General features: G+C 55.8%; 24 protein-coding genes. 8 read left to right on the top strand and 16 right to left on the bottom strand.

Annotated elements, in window-relative coordinates; genetic code table 11:
- Positions 1-16 precede the first annotated feature (16 nt).
- Positions 17-1,213 (bottom strand): CaiB/BaiF CoA transferase family protein, encoded by a 1,197-nt coding sequence (locus tag A8B84_RS18270; protein ID WP_064226849.1) that lies wholly within the window; start codon positions 1,211-1,213, stop codon positions 17-19.
- 165 nt (positions 1,214-1,378) lie between these two features.
- Here A8B84_RS18270 and A8B84_RS18265 point away from each other — a divergent pair, with 165 nt between their 5' ends.
- The 6 genes from A8B84_RS18265 to A8B84_RS18240 all read left to right on the top strand — a co-directional run bounded on the left by A8B84_RS18265 (position 1,379) and on the right by A8B84_RS18240 (position 7,908).
- On the top strand, positions 1,379-2,032 hold the full coding sequence (locus A8B84_RS18265) for an ABC transporter ATP-binding protein (RefSeq protein WP_064226911.1): 654 nt from the start codon (positions 1,379-1,381) through the stop codon (positions 2,030-2,032).
- Positions 2,022-4,589, top strand: a complete 2,568-nt coding sequence (locus A8B84_RS18260; RefSeq protein ID WP_064226850.1) for an ABC transporter permease — start codon at positions 2,022-2,024, stop codon at positions 4,587-4,589. Before A8B84_RS18265 ends, A8B84_RS18260 begins: the two co-directional genes overlap by 11 nt.
- A gap of 309 nt (positions 4,590-4,898) precedes the next feature.
- On the top strand, positions 4,899-5,717 hold the full coding sequence (locus A8B84_RS18255; RefSeq protein ID WP_064226851.1) for a transporter substrate-binding domain-containing protein: 819 nt from the start codon (positions 4,899-4,901) through the stop codon (positions 5,715-5,717).
- A 153-nt stretch (positions 5,718-5,870) separates the two neighbouring features.
- Positions 5,871-6,536: an amino acid ABC transporter permease gene (locus tag A8B84_RS18250; protein WP_008169533.1), complete on the top strand. Its 666-nt coding sequence runs from the start codon at positions 5,871-5,873 to the stop codon at positions 6,534-6,536.
- On the top strand, positions 6,536-7,189 hold the full coding sequence (locus A8B84_RS18245) for an amino acid ABC transporter permease (RefSeq protein WP_008169529.1): 654 nt from the start codon (positions 6,536-6,538) through the stop codon (positions 7,187-7,189). Before A8B84_RS18250 ends, A8B84_RS18245 begins: the two co-directional genes overlap by 1 nt.
- Positions 7,186-7,908: an amino acid ABC transporter ATP-binding protein gene (locus A8B84_RS18240; RefSeq protein ID WP_014576841.1), complete on the top strand. Its 723-nt coding sequence runs from the start codon at positions 7,186-7,188 to the stop codon at positions 7,906-7,908. Before A8B84_RS18245 ends, A8B84_RS18240 begins: the two co-directional genes overlap by 4 nt.
- A gap of 109 nt (positions 7,909-8,017) precedes the next feature.
- On the opposite strand, the gene A8B84_RS18235 is transcribed toward A8B84_RS18240, so the two are convergent.
- The 10 genes from A8B84_RS18235 to A8B84_RS18190 form a co-directional block, all read right to left on the bottom strand.
- Entirely contained in the window at positions 8,018-8,410 is a 393-nt protein-coding gene (locus A8B84_RS18235) for a hypothetical protein (protein ID WP_064226852.1), read from the bottom strand.
- 19 nt (positions 8,411-8,429) lie between these two features.
- Complete coding sequence (locus tag A8B84_RS18230; RefSeq protein WP_064226853.1) at positions 8,430-9,176, bottom strand: SDR family oxidoreductase; 747 nt, start codon at positions 9,174-9,176, stop codon at positions 8,430-8,432.
- A 113-nt stretch (positions 9,177-9,289) separates the two neighbouring features.
- Positions 9,290-9,709 (bottom strand): DUF4399 domain-containing protein, encoded by a 420-nt coding sequence (locus A8B84_RS18225; protein ID WP_413772180.1) that lies wholly within the window; start codon positions 9,707-9,709, stop codon positions 9,290-9,292.
- A 61-nt stretch (positions 9,710-9,770) separates the two neighbouring features.
- Entirely contained in the window at positions 9,771-10,235 is a 465-nt protein-coding gene (locus tag A8B84_RS18220; protein ID WP_201257915.1) for a GNAT family N-acetyltransferase, read from the bottom strand.
- Positions 10,236-10,259: 24 nt separating this feature from the next.
- Positions 10,260-10,592 carry a YnfA family protein gene (locus A8B84_RS18215; protein WP_064226855.1) on the bottom strand — a complete coding sequence of 111 codons (333 nt, stop codon included), beginning with the start codon at positions 10,590-10,592 and terminating at the stop codon, positions 10,260-10,262.
- Between the two features lie 21 nt (positions 10,593-10,613).
- A complete protein-coding gene (locus tag A8B84_RS18210; protein ID WP_064226856.1) occupies positions 10,614-10,931 on the bottom strand; it encodes an antibiotic biosynthesis monooxygenase family protein in 318 nt (105 codons plus the stop codon).
- Positions 10,932-10,985: 54 nt separating this feature from the next.
- On the bottom strand, positions 10,986-11,897 hold the full coding sequence (locus tag A8B84_RS21915) for a GNAT family N-acetyltransferase (RefSeq protein ID WP_227512606.1): 912 nt from the start codon (positions 11,895-11,897) through the stop codon (positions 10,986-10,988).
- Between the two features lie 101 nt (positions 11,898-11,998).
- Positions 11,999-12,568 carry a hypothetical protein gene (locus A8B84_RS18200; RefSeq protein ID WP_138102993.1) on the bottom strand — a complete coding sequence of 190 codons (570 nt, stop codon included), beginning with the start codon at positions 12,566-12,568 and terminating at the stop codon, positions 11,999-12,001.
- A gap of 73 nt (positions 12,569-12,641) precedes the next feature.
- On the bottom strand, positions 12,642-13,070 hold the full coding sequence (locus A8B84_RS18195; protein WP_064226858.1) for a GFA family protein: 429 nt from the start codon (positions 13,068-13,070) through the stop codon (positions 12,642-12,644).
- A gap of 67 nt (positions 13,071-13,137) precedes the next feature.
- The gene (locus A8B84_RS18190; RefSeq protein WP_064226859.1) at positions 13,138-13,887 is read right to left on the bottom strand and encodes an NAD(P)H-dependent oxidoreductase; all 750 of its coding nucleotides are present in this window, start codon (positions 13,885-13,887) and stop codon (positions 13,138-13,140) included.
- A gap of 89 nt (positions 13,888-13,976) precedes the next feature.
- Here A8B84_RS18190 and A8B84_RS18185 point away from each other — a divergent pair, with 89 nt between their 5' ends.
- Positions 13,977-14,861: a LysR family transcriptional regulator gene (locus tag A8B84_RS18185; protein ID WP_064226860.1), complete on the top strand. Its 885-nt coding sequence runs from the start codon at positions 13,977-13,979 to the stop codon at positions 14,859-14,861.
- Here the strand turns inward: A8B84_RS18185 and A8B84_RS18180 are convergent.
- The 5 genes from A8B84_RS18180 to A8B84_RS18155 all read right to left on the bottom strand — a co-directional run bounded on the left by A8B84_RS18180 (position 14,858) and on the right by A8B84_RS18155 (position 17,950).
- Entirely contained in the window at positions 14,858-15,454 is a 597-nt protein-coding gene (locus A8B84_RS18180; RefSeq protein ID WP_064226861.1) for a glutathione S-transferase family protein, read from the bottom strand. The two genes, A8B84_RS18185 and A8B84_RS18180, sit on opposite strands and share 4 nt — an antisense overlap.
- A gap of 69 nt (positions 15,455-15,523) precedes the next feature.
- Positions 15,524-15,775 (bottom strand): hypothetical protein, encoded by a 252-nt coding sequence (locus tag A8B84_RS21615; protein WP_064226862.1) that lies wholly within the window; start codon positions 15,773-15,775, stop codon positions 15,524-15,526.
- Positions 15,776-15,811: 36 nt separating this feature from the next.
- Positions 15,812-16,036, bottom strand: a complete 225-nt coding sequence (chaB, locus tag A8B84_RS18170; RefSeq protein WP_064226863.1) for a putative cation transport regulator ChaB — start codon at positions 16,034-16,036, stop codon at positions 15,812-15,814.
- A gap of 70 nt (positions 16,037-16,106) precedes the next feature.
- Positions 16,107-16,619, bottom strand: coding sequence for a type II CAAX prenyl endopeptidase Rce1 family protein (locus A8B84_RS18165; RefSeq protein ID WP_161487076.1), 513 nt, complete (start codon positions 16,617-16,619; stop codon positions 16,107-16,109).
- 311 nt (positions 16,620-16,930) lie between these two features.
- Positions 16,931-17,950: a GlxA family transcriptional regulator gene (locus A8B84_RS18155; RefSeq protein WP_064226866.1), complete on the bottom strand. Its 1,020-nt coding sequence runs from the start codon at positions 17,948-17,950 to the stop codon at positions 16,931-16,933.
- A 158-nt stretch (positions 17,951-18,108) separates the two neighbouring features.
- On the opposite strand from A8B84_RS18155, the gene A8B84_RS18150 reads away from it, so the two are divergent.
- Entirely contained in the window at positions 18,109-18,540 is a 432-nt protein-coding gene (locus tag A8B84_RS18150) for a GFA family protein (protein ID WP_064226914.1), read from the top strand.
- The last annotated feature ends 80 nt before the right edge of the window (positions 18,541-18,620 follow it).

The following is an 18,620-nucleotide window of genomic DNA, read 5'->3' as shown; positions in this document are numbered from 1 at the left end:
TTGCGACGTCAGAATGTTATTTGGCAGGCACGGCTGCGATGCCAGAATCACACATCGCCTGGATTTCTTCGGCGGAATACCCGCACTCGGCCAGCAGTTCGCCGGTTTGCTCGCCGAGGCGCGGAGCTCCCTGCCAGTGCTGCTCCGGTGCGGCCGAGAATCGCGACGGGGCCCTGGCCTGGCGCAGTCGGCCAGCCTGGGGGTGGTCGTAGTGTGAGAGCAGATCGTTGGCCAGCACCTGGGGATGGTCGAGCACCTGGGTGCGGGTCAACACCGGGGCACAGGGCACTTGTTCGGCTTCAAGCCTTGCCAGCCAGTGTTCGGCCGTATCGGTTTTGATAACCGACTGGATCAGCTCAAGCCTCGCATCAATATTCTCCTGGCGCAGCCGGGCAGTCTGGAATCGTGGATCCTCCGCCCACTCCGGGCGGTCCACGGCACGAATGAGGGCTTGCCACTCTCGATCGCTCTGAACCGCAATGGTGATGTAGCCGGTTGTGGTCTCATAGATGAGATCCTGAAGGCTTGCAGCCTCCTGCTGTGGCACCTCACTGTGAACAAAGGTCTGGCTGCCCATGTCGGAGCTCCAGAGAAACGCGATGATCGCGTCCAGCATGGACAGCCGGACATGCTGGCTTTCCCCGGTGCGTTCCCGGGCAAACAGAGCCGCGGTAATCGCCTGGGCTGCGGTTACACCGGTGAGCTTGTCGGGCAGGATGGTCCTCACCAGTTGCGGACGCAGTTCATCGGCGCCCGCCTGAACGGTGGCCAATCCGGAGAGGCCCTGGATCAGCGGGTCGTATACCGGTCGCTGGGAATAGGGGCCGGTGTCACCGAAGCCACTGATTGATACCATCACGAGATTCGGCGCCACCTTGCGCAGCTGCTCCTCGCCGAGACCCATCCGCTCAATGACGCCCGGCCGGAAGTTCTGCACAAAGACATCGGCCGACGCTACCAGCCTCAGCAGCGCATCGCGCCCCTCCTGCTCTTTCAGGTTCAATGCCACCGACTTCTTGTTACGGTTGTTGTTGAGGTACAGCGCCGACATATCGCCCTGCCGATTGGCCGCGGAGCGAGTAAAGTCTCCACCCGCCGGATTCTCGATCTTGATAACCTCGGCACCCTGATCCGCCAGTATCATGGTCGCGAGAGGCCCGGAAATCATGGCTGTCAGATCGATAATGCGGATGCCATCGAGCGGTCCGGTCATGGTCAGGACTCCTGTTTTTCCTTGGAGGCGCCAAAAAACGTGAGTGCGCCACTCTTAAAAAGGGTTCGTACTCTAAACTTTATGCGGATGCCGATCATTTACTAGTACGCAACAGAGCAGGAAATTCATCAAACCAGAGGAGCGCCAGTGTCCACCAGTGTTGAAATGACCGACATTTTTCTCGAGTACCCCGCAGAGTCCGGCAAGGTTGCTGTACTCAAAAATGCCTCCCTCATGGTGCCCCCGGGAGAAACACTGGCAATCACAGGCCCCTCTGGCAGCGGGAAAACGTCCCTGCTTTTGTTGCTCTCCGGCCTGCAGCGACCGACCAGTGGTGAAATTCTGGTCGGCGATCAACGCCTGGGCGACATGGACGCCAATGCTCTGGCCGACTGGCGAAGTGAGCACCTTGGCATTATTTTCCAGTCCTTTCACCTGCTGCCTGGCCTCACGGCCCTGGGAAACGTGAGTCTGCCGCTTGAGATTGCCGGCGAGGCCAGGCCGCGGGAACGAGCTCTCGCCATGTTGGAGGCCGTTGGTCTCAGCCATCGGCTGCAGCACTACCCGGGGCAGCTCTCTGGCGGCGAGCAGCAACGGGTTGCGATCGCTCGGGCACTGGTTCACCAGCCAAGCCTGTTGTTGGGGGATGAGCCCACAGGCAATCTGGACCATGAAACCGGTGAGAAAGTGCTCTCTCTGCTGTTCGACTTGCACAAGGACAGCAAATCCACGCTGGTACTGGTGACCCACGACGAGCGCGTTGCCGAGCGTTGTCAGCACAGGGTCCGGATGGACGGTGGGCGTCTCTATGCCTCCTGAACGCTCCACAAACCCGCTCTGGATGCTCCGATTCGCGATCACCGATCTGCGGTCACGTATCTCTGCGTTGAAGATTTTCCTGGCCTGCCTGATTCTCGGCGTTACCCTTGTGGCTGCGACAGCCAGCCTCTACCGGGTGATCGAGCAAAGCTTGCTGGCGGATACCCGCGCGCTGCTCGGTGGCGATGTGGAGCTGGATACCAGCGAGCCGCTACCCGATGATGCGCTCGAATGGATTCGTGCTACCGGCAAAATTTCACTGGTTCGGGAATTCGATACCATCGTCAGCGGAAGCGGCGGCGACGGTTTCTTCCGGGCCGAGATACTGGTTCCGGATGCCCTCTATCCCCTATACGGCGAGCTGGAGCTAACGCCGGATGAACCCCTGGGTGCGCTTACAGACCAGAAAGAAGGGCAGTGGGGCGCTATCATCGATCCTTTGCTGGCAGAACGCCTGGGCCAGTCGGTGGGCGATCAGATTGAGATTGGCGCCGCCACCTTCCGAATCAGCGGCCTTATCGAGAAGCAACCGGATCGGAGCCTGAACGCCAATTGGCGAGGTCTGCCGATCATGATTTCCGAGCAGGCCGTAGAGGCGACCGGATTGATACGCCCGGGTAGCCGCGTGGATTACGAATACCGGGTACAAACCGAACAGAATCTCGACACCTGGCTTGAGGAATTCGAGCAGGCATTCCCGGATGCGCGATGGGAAATCACTACGTTTGCCGAGCGCAGCGAACGGATTTCCGAGCGGCTGGACCAGATTGCTACAGCACTCATCCTTATCGCTTTTACTACATTGTTCATCGGTGGCCTCGGCGTTGCCAACAGCATCCACGCCTACCTCGATGAAAAGCTGGGCACAATTGCCACCCTGCAAACACTTGGCCTGCGTCGCAAACCGCTTGTCGGCATATACCTCCTGCAGATTGGTGTATTGGGCAGCCTTGCGGGGCTTATTGGCGGTTGTATCGGGCTGGGGCTTTCCGCCCTGGCGATCAGCCTGGCGGGCGATGCCTTTGCATTGGCGGGTCCCGACGGGGCAGGCGGCTGGCTATCTCTGTGGTTTGTTCCTTTGCTGCTGAGCTGGCTGTTCGCGGTGCTCACTGCTTATGTTTTTGCTCTGCCGGCGCTGGCGCGAGCCCTGGCTGCTGCGCCGGCCGGGCTTTTCCGGGGGCAGGTCGAGGCGGCTCCCAACGAGCCTCGCAGCTGGCGGATTGCCAGCTATCTTCTGTTGGCCGTCTACATCGGCGCTACTCTTTTCTGGCTGCCATCGCCTCATCTGGGCTTTCTGTTCCTGCTGGCGGTTACGCTGCTCTGGGGCCTCCTGGAAGGTTTGATCAAGGGGTTGCGCCGCGGTGCCAAGGCTCTGGAAAACGGCGGTTTTGCCGACCGCAGGTTTGCCCGGCGGTTGGCCCTGGCCAATCTGCACCGGCCGGATTCGCCGCTCCGGGCAACCCTGCTGTCACTGGGCACCGCACTGACGCTTGTGGTGGCCTGCACGTTGATGGTTACCACGCTCCTGAGGGCGCTTGAAACCACCATACCGGAACAGTCGCCGGCGCTAATCCTCTATGAAGTGTTCCCGGACCAGATGGAACCGCTGCAAAACGGCCTGGAAGCGTTGGATGCCTCCAGCCGCGTTGAGTTGCTTCCGATGGTCCGTTCCCGTCTGGACACTATTAACCAGAAGCCGATTGCGGAGGTTCTCGCTGATAATGCCGGGGCCCGGCGAGAAGCCATGGGAGATGAATACAAACTGAGTTATCTCTCGGGAAACCCCGAAGCACTGGAACTGGTGGAAGGCAGCTGGTGGGAATCGCCGGCCCCCGAGGGGGAGCCCGCGTACATGGCCATGGAGGATCGGGAGGCCTACCAGCTTGGACTGGCGGTGGGCGACCAACTCACCTTTACTGCACAGGATAAGAGCATCGACGTCGAAATCCGTGCAATTTACCGGCAAAAAGGGCTTCAGACGCGATTCTGGTTCGAGGGCATATTGCAGCAAGGCGCGCTGGACGACTTGATCAGCCTTTACGTCGGTGCGGTCTACCAAAGCGATGAGGCGGCCAGGGAATCCCAGCAATGGCTGGCACAGAACATCCCCAATGTAATCACGCTGCGCACCGCTGACTGGCTGGAAACCGCAGGCGATCTGCTGAACAAGGCAGCCGCGGGCCTGGCGGCTGTGGCATCGGTCAGTCTTCTCGCCAGCCTGCTTGTGCTTTCCAGCGTGGTGAGTGTCAGCCGCAGGCGGCAGCTTTACGAGGCCAACCTCTTGCACTGCCTTGGCGCCCGTCACGGAGCCATCCGCCAATCCATGCTGCTGGAAACCGGTTTGCTGACCTTCCTGGCAACGGTTTTCGCGACGGCGCTTGGTGCGCTAATTGCTTTACCTGTAGCTGACCTCGCCTTGAAGCTGCCGGCAGGCGATTTATGGTGGATTGGGGCGCTGGTTGCCGGAGGTGTCAGTTCGCTGGCGCTGCTGGGTGGACTCCTGCCCACGCTCAGGGCAATGCGGTTAAACCCCGCTGTGTTGCTCAGAGACAGTTAAAATGGCCTGCTATCGTAATAAATTCGTCTTTTTGATTAAGGAGGTGTAAACATCAGTTAAATCATAGACCTAAGAACATGAAAAATGACTGTTTGTTCGTTTTTTGGCCGCTATCACGAGTTGCAGGCTCAAAAAATCCGGTTATATTGAGGAAATTAAGGAAAATTGCCTACCAAATGGCAAATTTCAAAAATTTTCACTAAATAATCTACGGTAGTATTTTTACGTATGCTTTTTGCACATAACTCGTGTTGTGTAGGCATAACGGACACACACTTTTCGCCCACGAAAGAAAAAGAGAGAATAACTATGATTCGCAAACTAGCACCGCTTGTATTCGCTTGTGCTGCGGTAACCTCCGTAAGCGCGACAGCCGATCAGCTGGACACCGTGATTCAACGTGGCACTCTGAACTGTGGCGTGGTTCTGGATTTCCCACCAATGGGATATTTTGACGAGAACAACGAGCCTGCAGGCTTCGACGTCGATTACTGTAACGATCTGGGCGAGGCGCTCGGCGTAGACGTCAACGTTCTCAACCTGACCTGGGGCGAGCGGATTCCCTCCCTGGTGTCCGGCAAGACTGATGTGGTTATCGGTTCTACCTCCGATACACTGGAGCGCGCCAAGACCGTTGGCTTCACCTACCCGTACTTCGTGTTCAAATTCCAGGTTATCGCCAACGAGGACAAGAACATTGAATCCTTCGACGACCTGAAGAACCTGAAAGTTGGTGCGGCACTCGGCACCACCTACGAAACCGAATACCTCGCGTATGCCGAGCAGCAGGGCTGGGGCAAGGACAACTACACCTCCTTCAAATCCGAGAATGACGCTTACCTGGGTCTGTACCAGGGTAAGGTCGATGCGATCATTTCCACCAACACGAACATCGCGACCAAACTGCGTAGCGAAGAGTTCGAAGACTTTGAAGCCGGCCCCTACGTTCCCAACTACGACGACGTTGTGGGCATCATCGCCAAGCGTGATGAGGTTGCCTGGATCAACTACCTGAACCTGTTCCTGGTACGCCAGATTCGCGACGGCAACATGAACGAAGCTTACAACAAGCACTTCGGTACCGATGCGCCGGCCGATCTGATTCAGTCCCTCCGGGACAACAAGTAAGCGCCGAACCGACGGCCGCCAAACAGGCGGCCGTCATTGCATTGGTTCCCGGGTCGGGCACTCACCCTCGGGTGTCCTGACTTAAAATTCTGATCAAGGCCCTTCTTACCGGGCTCTGGTCGAGTTTCCTACCATTCATAAAATGGCCAAGGTATGGACTACGAATTTCACTGGAACGTTGTGTTCCAGAACATGCCCCAGCTGCTGAACGGTGCCTTCGTTACCCTGCACGTATCCGTTCTGGCGATGCTTCTGGGCGTTGTGATCGCAATACTGTTGGCGATCGCCAAAATGAATAACACGAAGTTCTTCAGCCAGGTTGCTACGGTCTGGGTCGAGATCGCCCGGAATACGCCGGCCCTGTTCCAGATCTACATGGCCTATTTTGGCCTTGGAGCATTTGGTATCCACCTCAGCCCCTATGTGGCGGTACTGAGCGCACTGGTCTTCATCAACGCGGGCTACCTGACAGAGACGTTCCGGGGTGGTTTCCAGTCGATTCCGAGCACCCAGTACAGCGCCTCCAAGTCGCTGGGCATGACCAGTATCCAGACGTATCGATACATCATCCTTCCGCAGATGCTGAGACGCATCTACCACCCGATGACCAACCAGTTTGTCTGGTCCATCCTGATGAGCTCTCTGGGCATTCTCGTGGGTATGAGCGAGCTTTCTGGCACGACTCAGCGTTTGCAGTCACTGTCGTTCAGAACGCTGGAGTTCTTCATTGTGGCGGCCGTGATGTACTTCGTTATCACCAAACTCGTGTTGTTTGGGTCATCACTGCTTGCTCGTAGACTCTTCAAGGGGGAAATCTGATGAATTCTTTATTCACACCCCTGTCCTGGAGCGATAGCGGTCTGATCCTGACCGGTGTCTGGAATACCATCATCATCTCCGTTGTCGCCATCGTGGTGGGCACTATTCTGGGATTGATCGTCGGCTTTCTCCGTGCCGAGAGCAACAAGGCCGTCAATGTCCTTTTCGGTAGCGTGCTCGACGTGCTGAGAAGTGTTCCCCTGATCATCCAGCTTATTCTGTTCTCCACCTTTGTCGGTGCGATGGGAAATCCATTGGCGCCGTTTGTTGCGGGCTCCATTGTGCTTTCGCTGTATACCATGGCCTTCATGAGCGAGGTATTCCGCAGTGGCTTTGAAAGTGTCAGTCCCTCAATGCAGACGGCAGCGCGCTCACTGGGTATGACCAAATGGCAAACCATCTACCACATTCGGTTACCGATTGGTTTGCGTGCTGTGTTCCCTTCGTGGCTGGGTGTCGCACTCAGTGTAATCAAGGACTCGGCCTTGGTCTCGGTCATTGGTTACATGGAATTGCTGCGCACGTCGGAGCAACTGATTTCAAGAACCCAGCAACCGCTCGAGATCCTGATCGGTGTTGGTATCTTTTACTTCATTATTTCGTACCCGCTGTCCCACTACGGCCGGTATGTTGAGAGGAAAATGGCAATATGATCAGCGTACAGAATGTCCATAAATCCTTCGGCGATCTTGAAGTACTGAAAGGCGTCAGCCTGGATGTAAAGAAAGGCGAGGTCGTGAGCGTTATCGGGGGCTCCGGCAGTGGCAAGTCGACTCTCCTGTATTGCATCAATGCCATTGAGCCCATCAACAAGGGCAAGATCCTCGTTGATGATGTGGATGTCCATGCCAAAGAGACCAATAAGGACAAGCTGCGCCAGAAACTGGGCATGGTCTTTCAGCAATGGAATTCCTTTCCTCATATGACTGTGCTGGAGAACGCCGCCCTGGCGCCCAGAATCGTCAAGAAAATGAGCAAGGAAGAGGCAATTGAAATTGCCAAGAAAGAGTTGGAGCATGTCGGCCTGGGTGACAAGTTCGACGTCTATCCCACCAAAATGTCCGGCGGCCAGCAGCAGCGCCTGGCGATTGCCCGTGCTCTGGCCATGAAGCCCGACTACATGCTGCTTGACGAGGTGACCTCCGCGCTCGACCCGGAGCTGGTCGGCGAGGTTCTGGATACCCTGCGCCTGTTGGCAGAAGAGGGGATGACCATGATCTGTGTGACCCACGAAATGGGATTCGCACGGGATGTCTCTGACCGGGTGGCTTACTTCCACGAGGGTGTGATTGCAGAGATCGGTGAAGCACGCCAGGTGATTACCGATCCGCAAAACCCGCTCACCCAGAAGTTCCTTTCAAAAGTGCGCTAGAAAGTCGCCACAACCGTGGCGCTGGCTGGGGGAGTTTTTGGACCCGCTTCCCCAGCCATTTTTCAGCCCCAAGAGGCGGGTGAATCCTCCTGGCTCAAAACTGAAAGTGTCAGTTCCGGTTCTTCAGAACCTCGTAGATGCGCGATATCTCCCCATCCTGCACCTCTTTTTCGACTAAATCCTCTAGTAGTTCCAGCACCCGTTTCTCATCGTTGCTGCGAAGCCCTGGCCAGTACACATAGGGAACTAAATCCGGATTGCTGATAAAGAACAGGGCGGTTTCTTCAGGCTCGTTCTCAATGTCTCCCCGTAGGCCCAGGGTAAAGTGGCGGCCGTTATTGCCCCGCAGAGTTACCAGGAGCGAGTTGTCCCGCTCGATAAAACGGGTTTCCTCAACAGAAATGGGCTCTGCCAGGTCGGGCACTGACGTGATGTAGTACTGGAAACCCAGAAAGGCCACCAACAGGATAAGCAGTGTGGCCAAGGCGATGGATTTGATCATCAAGTGGATCTCAGGCTGGTTACATGGCTCTCGCGAAGATCCCGAAGGGTAGGGACTTCAACACGTAACTCAGGGGTGTCCAGGGCCACCAGGGAACATAGGCGCGGCGCTTCTCGGATTCGATGGCTTTCACCAGAGCCTTCACGCCGGTTTCCAGATCCACCCGGAAGGGCGCGTTTTTGGTATCCCGGTTTATATCCGTGAGAATGTAGCCGGGCATAATGTTGCTGACGTTGATCGGCTTACCCTTGGTATCGAGTTGCAGACCCTCCGCCAAAGAGGCCACGGCAGCCTTGGTGGCAGCGTATACGTTCAGAGGGCCACGGAAACCACGAACACCGCTCACTGACGACATCAACACCAGATGACCGCTGTTCTGTTCGCGAAAAATCTCCATGGCCGCCTCGCTCTGGGCAATGGCGGCGATGAAGTTGGTCTCGGCGGTGTGTCGGTTGGCGGCAAAATGCCCACGGCCGATGGGCTGTGAGCTGCCGATACCCGCGTTAACCACCACCCGATCCAGGCTGCCCAGCTCATCCCGGAAGCCACGGAACACTTCGAACACCTCATCGTAATCGCAGACATCAAGGCCACGAACCAGCACCCGGATACCCGGATTGGCCTGCTGCAATTCCCGCTGCAGAGCCTCCAGCTTGCCAGCCCGCCGTGCGCAAAGCGCCAGATTGCAGCCTTTGGCGGCCCATTCTCGGGCCATGCCTTCGCCGAGACCGGTGCTGGCACCGGTAATCAGAATGTTCTTTCGCATCAGTTATCCCCTGGATTCGTTCGGGTTATTTGCGCTCACAGTACCATGATCGAACGCTCAGGGGATTGACTGAAATGCAACTCTGCACTGGCCATTCCGTTCAGGGTAGAACGTTACTCCACCATCACTGTGATCTTCTCGGAGACCACTGGCGGGTTATGTGGCACATGCATGTGATCACCGACCAAAAGCTGCAGCGTGTGTTTACCCGGTGATAGAGTGACCTCGGTTTCGGTTTGCCCGCCACCAAAGTGCTTGATCTGATCCGTTGCCGGAAGAGATTGGCTTAAATCAGAAGGCACATTGGTATCGATCAGCAGATGGTGATGCCCGGTGCCCGCTTTTTCCACGCCAGCAGGCGCCACGCCCATATTTCGAAGACCAAAGACGACTTTGAAGGTCTGGTCGACGGTTGCACCGTCAGTTGGTTGCACGAAATACACGCCAGCGTTGGCCGGTGCCTCAGACATCATGCTCTCTGCGAATGCGGCAACTGGCGCGGTCAACAGAGCTAAAGATAGGGTAACTGCAATCCTGTTCATTTCATTACCTCCCTGGTGTTTGCCACAGGTGAGTATAGTTGAGGAAATGAAGTTATGACGGGCCGGTCATGGCGAAGCGCCGAAACTGTACTCCGTTGCGCTCCACCGTTTGCGCCTCTGTAACTGAAAATCCCCTGGACTCGAAAAACGGAAGGGCTTCCAGGCTTGCGTCGGTTGTTAACGTTTTGACCCCGCCCGAAGCCAGACTCTGCACTGCTGCCTCGTAAAGCAGAGAGGCGACACCTCGACGGGCGAACGTTGGCGCCGTGAAGAGAAACTCGATATGACCGTTGGAGGTGAAAGAGATAAAGCCCGCCAATACGCCCCTGGATTCAGCGACGAGTGTTTCCACACCTGAAAGGCGTGCACGCCATTGTTCAAGATCCGGCGATAGTGGTGCCCAGGCTGCCAGTTGCTCCGGGGTATAGCTCCGCGAGGCAATCTGATGCACTGAATCCGTGAACACAGCGACGATGTCGGCCAGGTCCTGTTCTGCGTAAGGTCTGATACTCATCATATGATCAAAGTCCCTCCGCGCTCGCTATGTGCTTCGCGGCGCAAACATGATGATCGCCATGCCCAGCAATGCAACACCGGAACCCACCAGATCCCAGACGGTTGGCCGGATACCATCAATAGCCCAAAGCCAGAGAATAGCCATGAAGATATACACACCGCCGTAGGCCGCATACACCCGGCCGGCGGCTGTAGGATGCAGGGAGAGTAACCAGGCAAACGCGGCCAGGCTCAGAGCGCCTGGCACCAGAAGCCAGATGCTCTTTCCCTCGCGAAGCCAAAGATATGGTAGGTAGCAGCCAACGATTTCGGCCAGCGCGGTGACGAGAAACAGACCGATGGTTTTCAGTTCAGGCAAGGGAATTGACCTCTGGAAACGTTAAATTCCGTACTCACGCTCCACCTTCGCAACACGCACGCGAAAGGTTGAATACCATTTTTGATGACCCAGCCGCTGGGCTTCCAGGTGCTCCGTGTTTTTCTTCCAGTTGGCGATGGACTCCAGGCTCTTCCAATAGGAGACAGTGATGCCCAGATCCTCCCGAACGGATTCCATGCCCAGATAACCGGGCTGGGATTTCGCAAGCTCTGCCATCCGCCCGGCCATTTCCGCGTAGCCATTGTCGCCCTCGGTGCGGTGGTTGCTGAAAATCACTGCGTAGTAGGGCGGTTCGGGAGTGTTGGCGATCTCTGACATAAGTCCCTCTGGATGGTTGTGCTTCTGGTTTGGTTCTATCACATTACCGATTATCTATTTGCCTATTCGGTAGTAATGGCCGAACTCGCCATCCTTCGTTGAACCGCGGACAACCTGCCAGCCCATTTTTTCGGCGACTCTTTTACTGGCTTCATTGTCGTCTGCGATAAATACCTGTGCGGTAGCAAGATCGACTTCATGTGCGAGCTTTTCGACGGCCAGTTCACAGGCCCTGGTTGCGATGCCATTGCCCCAGAACTCCGACCTGATGAAATAGCCGAAATCCAGAATGCCATTAATCTCCTTTATGCCGCAAAACCCAATGAATTCGTCAGATGTAGCATCGGAGATAACAAAGCGGGATGGACCTTGAAGAGCGTCGTTAAACCAGGCGGCTCCCTCATCATCAGAAAGAGCGCGGCGGGGACCTAAAAACCGCATGACCTCAGGATCTGCGAGCATTGAGAGGACTGCAGGTTTATCTCTCTGATTGAGGCCCCGTAGTTTTATCTGCGCGCCTGTCAATTTCGTTTGTTGCTTTTTACGCAGGTAGGGCCCCAAAAATCTGCTCACTTCTTCCTCGCAAATGCCCTGGATCACCTGGATGCCGGCCCGCCGTAACTTTTCCACCCCTTGGCCGTTGTTTCTCGGGTCTGGATCAATCAATGCAACGATAACCCGGTTAATCCCTTTGTTGATTAGAGCGTCCGCACAGGATGGGGTTCTTCCGTGAAAAGAGCAGGGCTCGAGTGTCACGTAAGCGGTGAGATCGGAAAACGACCCAGCGTAATTTGCCAGCGCATCAGCCTCGGCATGATAGCGGCCTGGCGCTCTCGTGTGCCCGGTAGAGACCGCCACATCATCTTTTACCAATACGCACCCAACGGGAGGATTCGGCAAGCAGTGTGGCAGGGCCTTTTGCGACTCGGAGAGTGCGAGTGCCATGAATGCTTCGTGTAATGCCAATATTTTTCCTTACGTCAAAGCTTGGGCATGTGTTTGGTGGAGCGAATTAGGTCTGCCGCCGCTCCCAAGCCTCCTGCAGTTGGGTGCAGGTCAATAAGTGCCTAATTCTTGATCTCACACAGATCTACAGGAACCCGTTCGATCTGCTGTGTGTTCGATGTTTTCCCGGCAACGGGTATTACCAGGAAACCAGTGCCGGCGAAGGCGGTTGACTGGCTGATGCGGCCCTGGCCCGAGTCATCCAGCCCCAACACCGTTTTGCTGGTGACCACACCGATGAAAGGGTTGCCCGGTTCTCGGGCGCCGGAGGCAATGTAGTCCCGCTTTAGCTCAATTCGCCCGGCCTTCAACTCGAAATCCTTGCCTTCCCGAAATTGGGACTGCTTGAGCACCGTGCCATTCGATATTGCAGATGCGACCAGACTCTTGCCATCGCCTTGCTGAATGTAAACCGCCTGGGGTCGCGTTTCAGCCGTAAACACGTCGGGCCAGATGATGGAGGTCAAACAGACGGGCGCTGAGCCGTCCGAAGGATCACTGCAGTTCCTGTAACAGCCAATAAAGTCTTCCAGACTGGGTGATTCTGCGAATCCAGTGTCTTCTTCCGCGACTTCTGTGGAGGCACAGCCCGCACAGAACACGAACATTGCGATTGGAGCGACCTGTCTCATTTTCAACGCCAACCCCTCTTCGACTTTCAAGAAAAAAGATTTCTACCCGTTATTTGGCCAGTCGTTTCACGCCTCATGTTCGGTTGATGGCGTTCTTCAGAGCCGCGAGGCTTTCTGGCCCCGCCTCAAGGCGGATGCATTCCCCGGAATCACGTTCCCAGGATGCAGCTGAGCCCATGTGAAGATGCACGTTCACAGCCGCTTCAAATGATTTCTCCAAAAGTCCTGCGGGAACCCAAACCAACTCCATGCCCCTCAGTTGGTTTGGTACTGGGCTACCGCAGACCGAGCAGAAATCACTGCGATAGCCTGTTGGCTTCTGGAAAGAAGAGATTTTGTCCTGACCAGACAGCCAGTGAAAGTCCTCCTGCTTCACAAAAGTTGCCGCATTCGCCGACGATCCCGTTACCTTCCGGCAAAGGGAGCAGTGGCATTGGTAGAGGTTGGGCATATTGCCCTCAATCTTGAATTTCACTCCGCCGCAAAGGCACTCGCCTTTCATTGTTAATTCCTTGTCGCATTCATTCCGCAGTTGAGGCTATGGAGCTCTTTGAAACATGCTCTATTTTCTAAAGGCGCCACCGCATAGGATGTGTCTGTTGAAGCATACCGTCCTCGTCCCAGTCTTCCCAGCCAGTAAAAGGGATGGGTGTTTCATCGAATAGTCCGGGTAGCCGCTCCGCCCATAGGGTTTTCTTCTGTTCCAGCTGTTCCCTGAACCTGGACTCGTCCTCGTAACGAATACCGCCTCCCTGAATGCCATAGCTCACCTGGGGTGGCAGAACATCAAACCCCACGTAATAAAGTGAGGAATGCATCGGCCATAGCCATTCCACCATATTGCCAGCGCGGCCGAAGGGCATGAAAGCCTGCTCCGGAGACCCGGTGGTTACCGACAACATAGCTTTTTTGCCCCGGAAGTGTCCCCGGTTGTACCGTCGGCTCCCGGAATAGAGCCCTCCGTATACCAGAACCCGATCGAACCAACCCTTGAGGATTGCCGGTTGCGCGTGCCACCACAACGGAAACTGGAAGATCACGAAGTCGGCCCACTCCAGGTGGCTGATTTCCCTCTGAACCTCAGGAGCCAGCGCCCGTCGTTGATAATGAGCCCGCTGCTCGGTCAACGGGGCGAAATAGGTGTCATCAACCCGCTCGCGGTAGTGGCCCGCACGTTCAACCGGATCAAACTCTTCCTGGTACAGGTCATTGAGTTCCACTATGTGTCCAACAGCCTGAAGGGACTCTATCGCCACATCAACCAGCCCGCCATTAAACGATTTGCGCTCGGGGTGAGCGAAAACAATCAGTACGTTCATAGCCCATCACTCCTTTTGCATTCATCTGGCGATAGCCTAAGCTGTTCTTTGGTACACATAAATTCTCAATATGCGCGAACTCAATTTGCATGAATGAACAGCAAATACGGTGGGATGATCTGCAGATTGTGTCGGCTATTGCCGACATGGGAACGCTCTCAGGAGCTGGCAGGCAGCTGGGAATCAGCCATGCGACAGTCTTCCGCCGGCTCACCAATCTGGAAAATCAGCTGGGCGTGGTGCTTTTTGAGCGATCGCGCACTGGATACACGCCAAGCGCTGCCGGAGAGGACCTTTTCTCCGTCGCGAGAAGGGTGCAAGAGGATATCACTGGCGTTGAGCGCCGGCTTGCAGGAAAAGACCTCAAGCTTTCCGGAATCATCCGGGTCACCACAACCGACACTCTGTTTGCGGGTTTGCTGGCTACATTGTTCGAAAAGTTTCGTGGGGACTTCCCCGATATCAAGCTGGAAGTTGTCATCTCGAATCAGGTGCACAGCCTGAGCAAACGCGAAGCAGACGTCGCCATTCGCCCCACCGGGAATCCCCCGGAAACCCTGGTTGGGCGGAAGGTTGGAGTAATTCGTCAGAGCGTCTATGGGCAACGGCATCATTGGCAGAACCGGCGGGCCCCTCTGGACACCTTTACCGGGCACCAGTGGATTGGCCCGGATACGCATATGGGCAATCGGGCCCTGGAAACCTGGATGGCCCGAAACGGGTTGAATGAATGCTGCAGTTACCGCGTTGACTCAATGCTGGGCATGCAAACTGCCACTCGATCAGGTGACGCAGTGGCCGTACTTCCAGACTACTTGGGGGAGTCCGATTATTTGCTCTGCCGGCTGACTGATCCCATTGCGGAACTGGATATACCTCTGTGGATTCTCACCCATCCTGATCTGAAACGCGTGAAGCGAATCCGCGAGTTTACCCAGGTCATCGGTGAGGGATTGAGGCAAGCGCTGGATTAGACCATAGGCCTGAAGTTCGGTAATGCCGCAATGCGATCCAGCCACGCCCGAATCGCAGGGTAGGCTTCCAGCTCAAAACCACCCTCATCTGCGACGTGGGTGTATGCATAGAGTGAGATATCTGCGGTAGTGACATTCTCGCCCGTCAGAAATGGCGTTTGTGCCAGCTGCTGCTCCATCACCTCTAAGGCCTTGTGTCCGCCGGTTTGCTTGGCGGCATACTCATCGGCTCTCTCCGCCGGCAGTCCTAGGTACTTGTTGATAAAGCGCGCGACGGCGATAAATGGCTCATGACTGTACTGCTCGAAGAATTGCCATTGCAGAACGCGGGCCTGGGCGAGGCCGCCATTCGGGTACAGATCAGAGCCGGACGCGAGGTAGTTAATGATGTCGTTGGACTCTGACAGCGTCTCGCCGCTATCCAGCTCCAGCAGAGTAATCTTGCCGTTCGGGTTCTTTTTCAGAAATTCATCAGACTGTGTGTCGCCGGCCAGAATGTCGACATCAATCCACTGATGGTCAATGTTCAGCAGGTGGCAGACCAGCTGTACCTTGTAGCAGTTGCCGGACTTGGTATCGCCGTAGATTTTCATGCAGATTCCTTTGCCAGAATGGGCGAGTGGTGGGGGGGAGGCAGAAAACACAAGATGGTAGCTTAATTGCTAGCAGCCTCCACCACCATCGCCACCGCCTCCGCAGGAGTCCCCTCCGCCGCCCAAAAAGCTACCACCGCCAACCCCCGATGAGGAGCCTGAGCGAACTTTCACCTTGGTGGATAGCCACAGAAGAAAAACCACTAGCACGATAAAGAATGTGAAAGGGGCAACGCCACTGGCGAAAAAGGTATTTGCCTTGAGGTCAATCGCTTCCCAGAGGGCGTAAAGTGATACCACATAGATGATGAACCACATCATGATGCACTCCTCGGTAGGCCAACCAATTCAGACGGTTTAAGTCTTAACCCATTTATCACCTTCCTTGTGATACTCCTGTTTTACCGCCGCCCAGGCAACCTTATGGGCCGTCTCTTCCCGGCTTGCGTCGCCACGGCGGTCTTCGGGATCACGGTATTCTTCCCATGCTGAATTGAACGCTTTGCGGTAAATTTCCTGAGCATGCCCTGGCAGGTTATTGCGCACGCTGGCTGGCAATTCCGAATTTTTGTTGTAGGGCATGAGGGGTACCTCCAAAAACTTGCTTGAGTCAGAGGCTAGCATCTTTCAGCGGGAGGGAGCGGGTACAAGGTTACAACTCCAGCACAAGATTTCTACCGCCAAGAAAAAGCACCCAGACCGTTACAGCCGCCCAGTGAATGATAACCGGCACCCAGATCGATCTGGAAAGCGCATAAGCGAAGCCGCAGGTAAGTCCCATAGCGCCCACGATAACCAGAAACCACGGATCAAGGAAAAGAGGAATAGCCGTTGGGTTAAAGGCCATTGCATTGAACGGATGCCACGCAACGAATAGCAGCGTACTGATTACAACACGCCAGGTCGCTTTTACCCGGCCGGATGCCAGGATGTTTCTTGGAATCAGTACGCCCCTGAAAAAGGCTTCTTCGAGCAATGAGGGAAACAAAAACAATATGAAGGGAAGCAGGGGAGTAAGTGGCGAATCCAGCCAACCCGGCCGAAATAAGCCAGTGCTGAGGCCGACGGAGACTGCAATGATTGTGAACACCGGCACAAGAGCCCAGGCTTTAAGCGGAGTCTTAAATGGGGAATGTAACAGCGCTTGGGTTAGATCGTATGCCAAGCGCACTGTTATTTCAGATCACCAAAATAATATAGCGATGCCGGTACGCCTCCCAAGCCGGCTCCCAATGCACTACCCAGAGCTATCCCCGCCATAGGGGTCCACAATGTCACGCCGACAGCAGCGCCAATGGCGATGCCTGATCCAAAACCAGCAATCAGCCAAATTAACGCTTTCTGTCGGCCGGGCTGATTCGGTCGCTCCCTTCTGCTCATTTCCACAACTCCATCAAAGTATGTCTCCCTCCGGGAAACTTAGCATTTAAGAGATGGTTTAGAACCCTTCAATTATTCCTTCTGATAATCGAAGAATTATCGATGAGGACTGCGCCCGCTAATCGCAACATTTTCGGACGCGTCGACAGTGAAACTCTCCCGATAGTGTTTGGGAGAGGAGCCCACGTAGCGTTTGAACAGCCTACGAAAAAAAGCAAGGTCATCATAGCCAACGGCTCGACTAACCTGTTGGATTGTTTGTTGCTCGTTTTCCAGCAAATGCCGCGCAGCATTGATTCGCAGCCGGTGGAGATAGTCTGTAGGTGTTTCTCCCGTTGCGAGCTTGAAACGCCGGGCGAAATTGCGCGGACTCATGGCCACGGACTCTGCCAGTTCACTGATACGGACCGGGCCGTTGTAATGTTCGAACAACCACTGCTGAGCTCGCCGTACCAACCGATCCTCATGGTTAACCGCAGGGGGATCGGCTGCGTACCCAATCTGCCAAATCCGGGGCGTTTCCAGTAGCAAGGCCCTGGCGGTCTCGATGGCCACCCTGTGGCCACACAGCTTTTCAACCAGGTATAGGCTGAGATCCACGGAAGCATAGACGCCGCCGCTGCAGAGCAGGTTGTCACTCTCTGTCAGAAACCGCTCTGGCTGCCAATGAACATCGGGATACCGGCGACGACAGGCATCGACAACGCCCCAGTGGGTTGTCGCGGGCCTTTTATCCAGAAGGCCGGATTCAGCCAACAATGCAACGCCGGCACAGACCCCGGCAATTCTGGAGCCTCTCTGATGCCAATCGCGAAGCCAGGGGTAGAGTGGTGCGTTGGCCCGGCAAGCGGCCTCCAGATTTGTTCCCACTGCCGATACGATGATGAGATCGGTGGCGTCCACCTCGTCGAGGCGACGGCCGGGCTCCAGGTTCAGGTTCACGGCGGTGGACACCTTTTTGCCATCCTGGGAAACGGTGCGCACCCTGAAACGCGGTTCGGCCGGCAGGCCTCGCATGGAGTTCCAAAGCACGCCGGCTGTGCTGAAAACCTCCACCGGAGCCACGGCGGTCGACGGCATTCCGCCCTCGACCAGAACGACGGTGACATCAATCATCCTGCACCTCGGAAGTCCGAAATGTCCCTTTATTGTGGCGCAGCCGCCACTACGCGAAAAGGTGCAAATAGCAAATACTTTACCCAGTACGTTTGATGGTGGATCCCGGAGCGGATCCTCGAAAGGGCGCAATTGCCAACGTCGAGGAGGTGCAGATCATGAGCACGACGACCTACAAAGGAAGCTGTTTCTGCGGTGCGGTTGAATTGAATGCCCGCGGCCAGCCCGAGGCTATGGGTTATTGCCATTGTGAATCATGCAGGCATTGGTCCGCGGGGCCCGTGAACGCCTTTACTCTGTGGAAGCCGGAGGCAGTCCAGATCACTAGGGGCATGGATAACATTGTTTCGTATCACAAAACCCCACAAAGCTATCGTAAATGGTGCAAGAGCTGCGGTGGGCATATTCTGACGGAGCATCCGGAACTTGGCCTGACCGACGTCTACGCGGCGATCCTGCCGGAATTGCCGTTTAAGCCCGGTGTGCATGTGAACTACCAGGAGAAAGTGCTGAGGGTGCACGACGGCTTGCCAAAGTTCCGGGATACCCCGGAAGACATTGGTGGATCTGGAATCACAATGGAAGAGTAAGCCCTGTCAAAGACAAGCAGCCGCCGGGCACGGTCGGAAGACCATCCCCGGCGGCTCGTCTCAGCCAGCGCTACGTTCGA

Origin of the sequence: Marinobacter sp. EhC06, assembly GCF_001650915.1 — a bacterium.
Taxonomy (GTDB): Bacteria; Pseudomonadota; Gammaproteobacteria; order Pseudomonadales; family Oleiphilaceae; genus Marinobacter.
The sequence above is the reverse complement of the archived record's forward strand: the minus strand, read 5'-3'. Positions and strand labels throughout refer to the sequence as shown.

Excerpts from the sequence above, each read along its gene's own strand:
- A8B84_RS18260 (WP_064226850.1), top strand. The coding sequence starts at position 2,022 with ATGCCTCCTGAACGCTCCACAAACCCGCTCTGGATGCTCCGATTCGCG.
- A8B84_RS18210 (WP_064226856.1), bottom strand. The coding sequence starts at position 10,931 with ATGTCAGAGATCGCCAACACTCCCGAACCGCCCTACTACGCAGTGATT.
- A8B84_RS18245 (WP_008169529.1), top strand. The coding sequence starts at position 6,536 with ATGAATTCTTTATTCACACCCCTGTCCTGGAGCGATAGCGGTCTGATC.
- A8B84_RS18200 (WP_138102993.1), bottom strand. The coding sequence starts at position 12,568 with ATGAGACAGGTCGCTCCAATCGCAATGTTCGTGTTCTGTGCGGGCTGT.
- chaB (WP_064226863.1), bottom strand. The coding sequence starts at position 16,036 with ATGCCCTACAACAAAAATTCGGAATTGCCAGCCAGCGTGCGCAATAAC.
- A8B84_RS18250 (WP_008169533.1), top strand. The coding sequence starts at position 5,871 with ATGGACTACGAATTTCACTGGAACGTTGTGTTCCAGAACATGCCCCAG.
- A8B84_RS18270 (WP_064226849.1), bottom strand. The coding sequence starts at position 1,213 with ATGACCGGACCGCTCGATGGCATCCGCATTATCGATCTGACAGCCATG.
- A8B84_RS18240 (WP_014576841.1), top strand. The coding sequence starts at position 7,186 with ATGATCAGCGTACAGAATGTCCATAAATCCTTCGGCGATCTTGAAGTA.
- A8B84_RS18155 (WP_064226866.1), bottom strand. The coding sequence starts at position 17,950 with ATGATTGATGTCACCGTCGTTCTGGTCGAGGGCGGAATGCCGTCGACC.
- A8B84_RS18230 (WP_064226853.1), bottom strand. The coding sequence starts at position 9,176 with ATGCGAAAGAACATTCTGATTACCGGTGCCAGCACCGGTCTCGGCGAA.
- A8B84_RS18180 (WP_064226861.1), bottom strand. The coding sequence starts at position 15,454 with ATGAAAATCTACGGCGATACCAAGTCCGGCAACTGCTACAAGGTACAG.
- A8B84_RS21615 (WP_064226862.1), bottom strand. The coding sequence starts at position 15,775 with ATGATGTGGTTCATCATCTATGTGGTATCACTTTACGCCCTCTGGGAA.
- A8B84_RS18235 (WP_064226852.1), bottom strand. The coding sequence starts at position 8,410 with ATGATCAAATCCATCGCCTTGGCCACACTGCTTATCCTGTTGGTGGCC.
- A8B84_RS18185 (WP_064226860.1), top strand. The coding sequence starts at position 13,977 with ATGAATGAACAGCAAATACGGTGGGATGATCTGCAGATTGTGTCGGCT.
- A8B84_RS18195 (WP_064226858.1), bottom strand. The coding sequence starts at position 13,070 with ATGAAAGGCGAGTGCCTTTGCGGCGGAGTGAAATTCAAGATTGAGGGC.
- A8B84_RS18220 (WP_201257915.1), bottom strand. The coding sequence starts at position 10,235 with ATGATGAGTATCAGACCTTACGCAGAACAGGACCTGGCCGACATCGTC.
- A8B84_RS18150 (WP_064226914.1), top strand. The coding sequence starts at position 18,109 with ATGAGCACGACGACCTACAAAGGAAGCTGTTTCTGCGGTGCGGTTGAA.
- A8B84_RS18190 (WP_064226859.1), bottom strand. The coding sequence starts at position 13,887 with ATGAACGTACTGATTGTTTTCGCTCACCCCGAGCGCAAATCGTTTAAT.
- A8B84_RS18265 (WP_064226911.1), top strand. The coding sequence starts at position 1,379 with ATGACCGACATTTTTCTCGAGTACCCCGCAGAGTCCGGCAAGGTTGCT.
- A8B84_RS18255 (WP_064226851.1), top strand. The coding sequence starts at position 4,899 with ATGATTCGCAAACTAGCACCGCTTGTATTCGCTTGTGCTGCGGTAACC.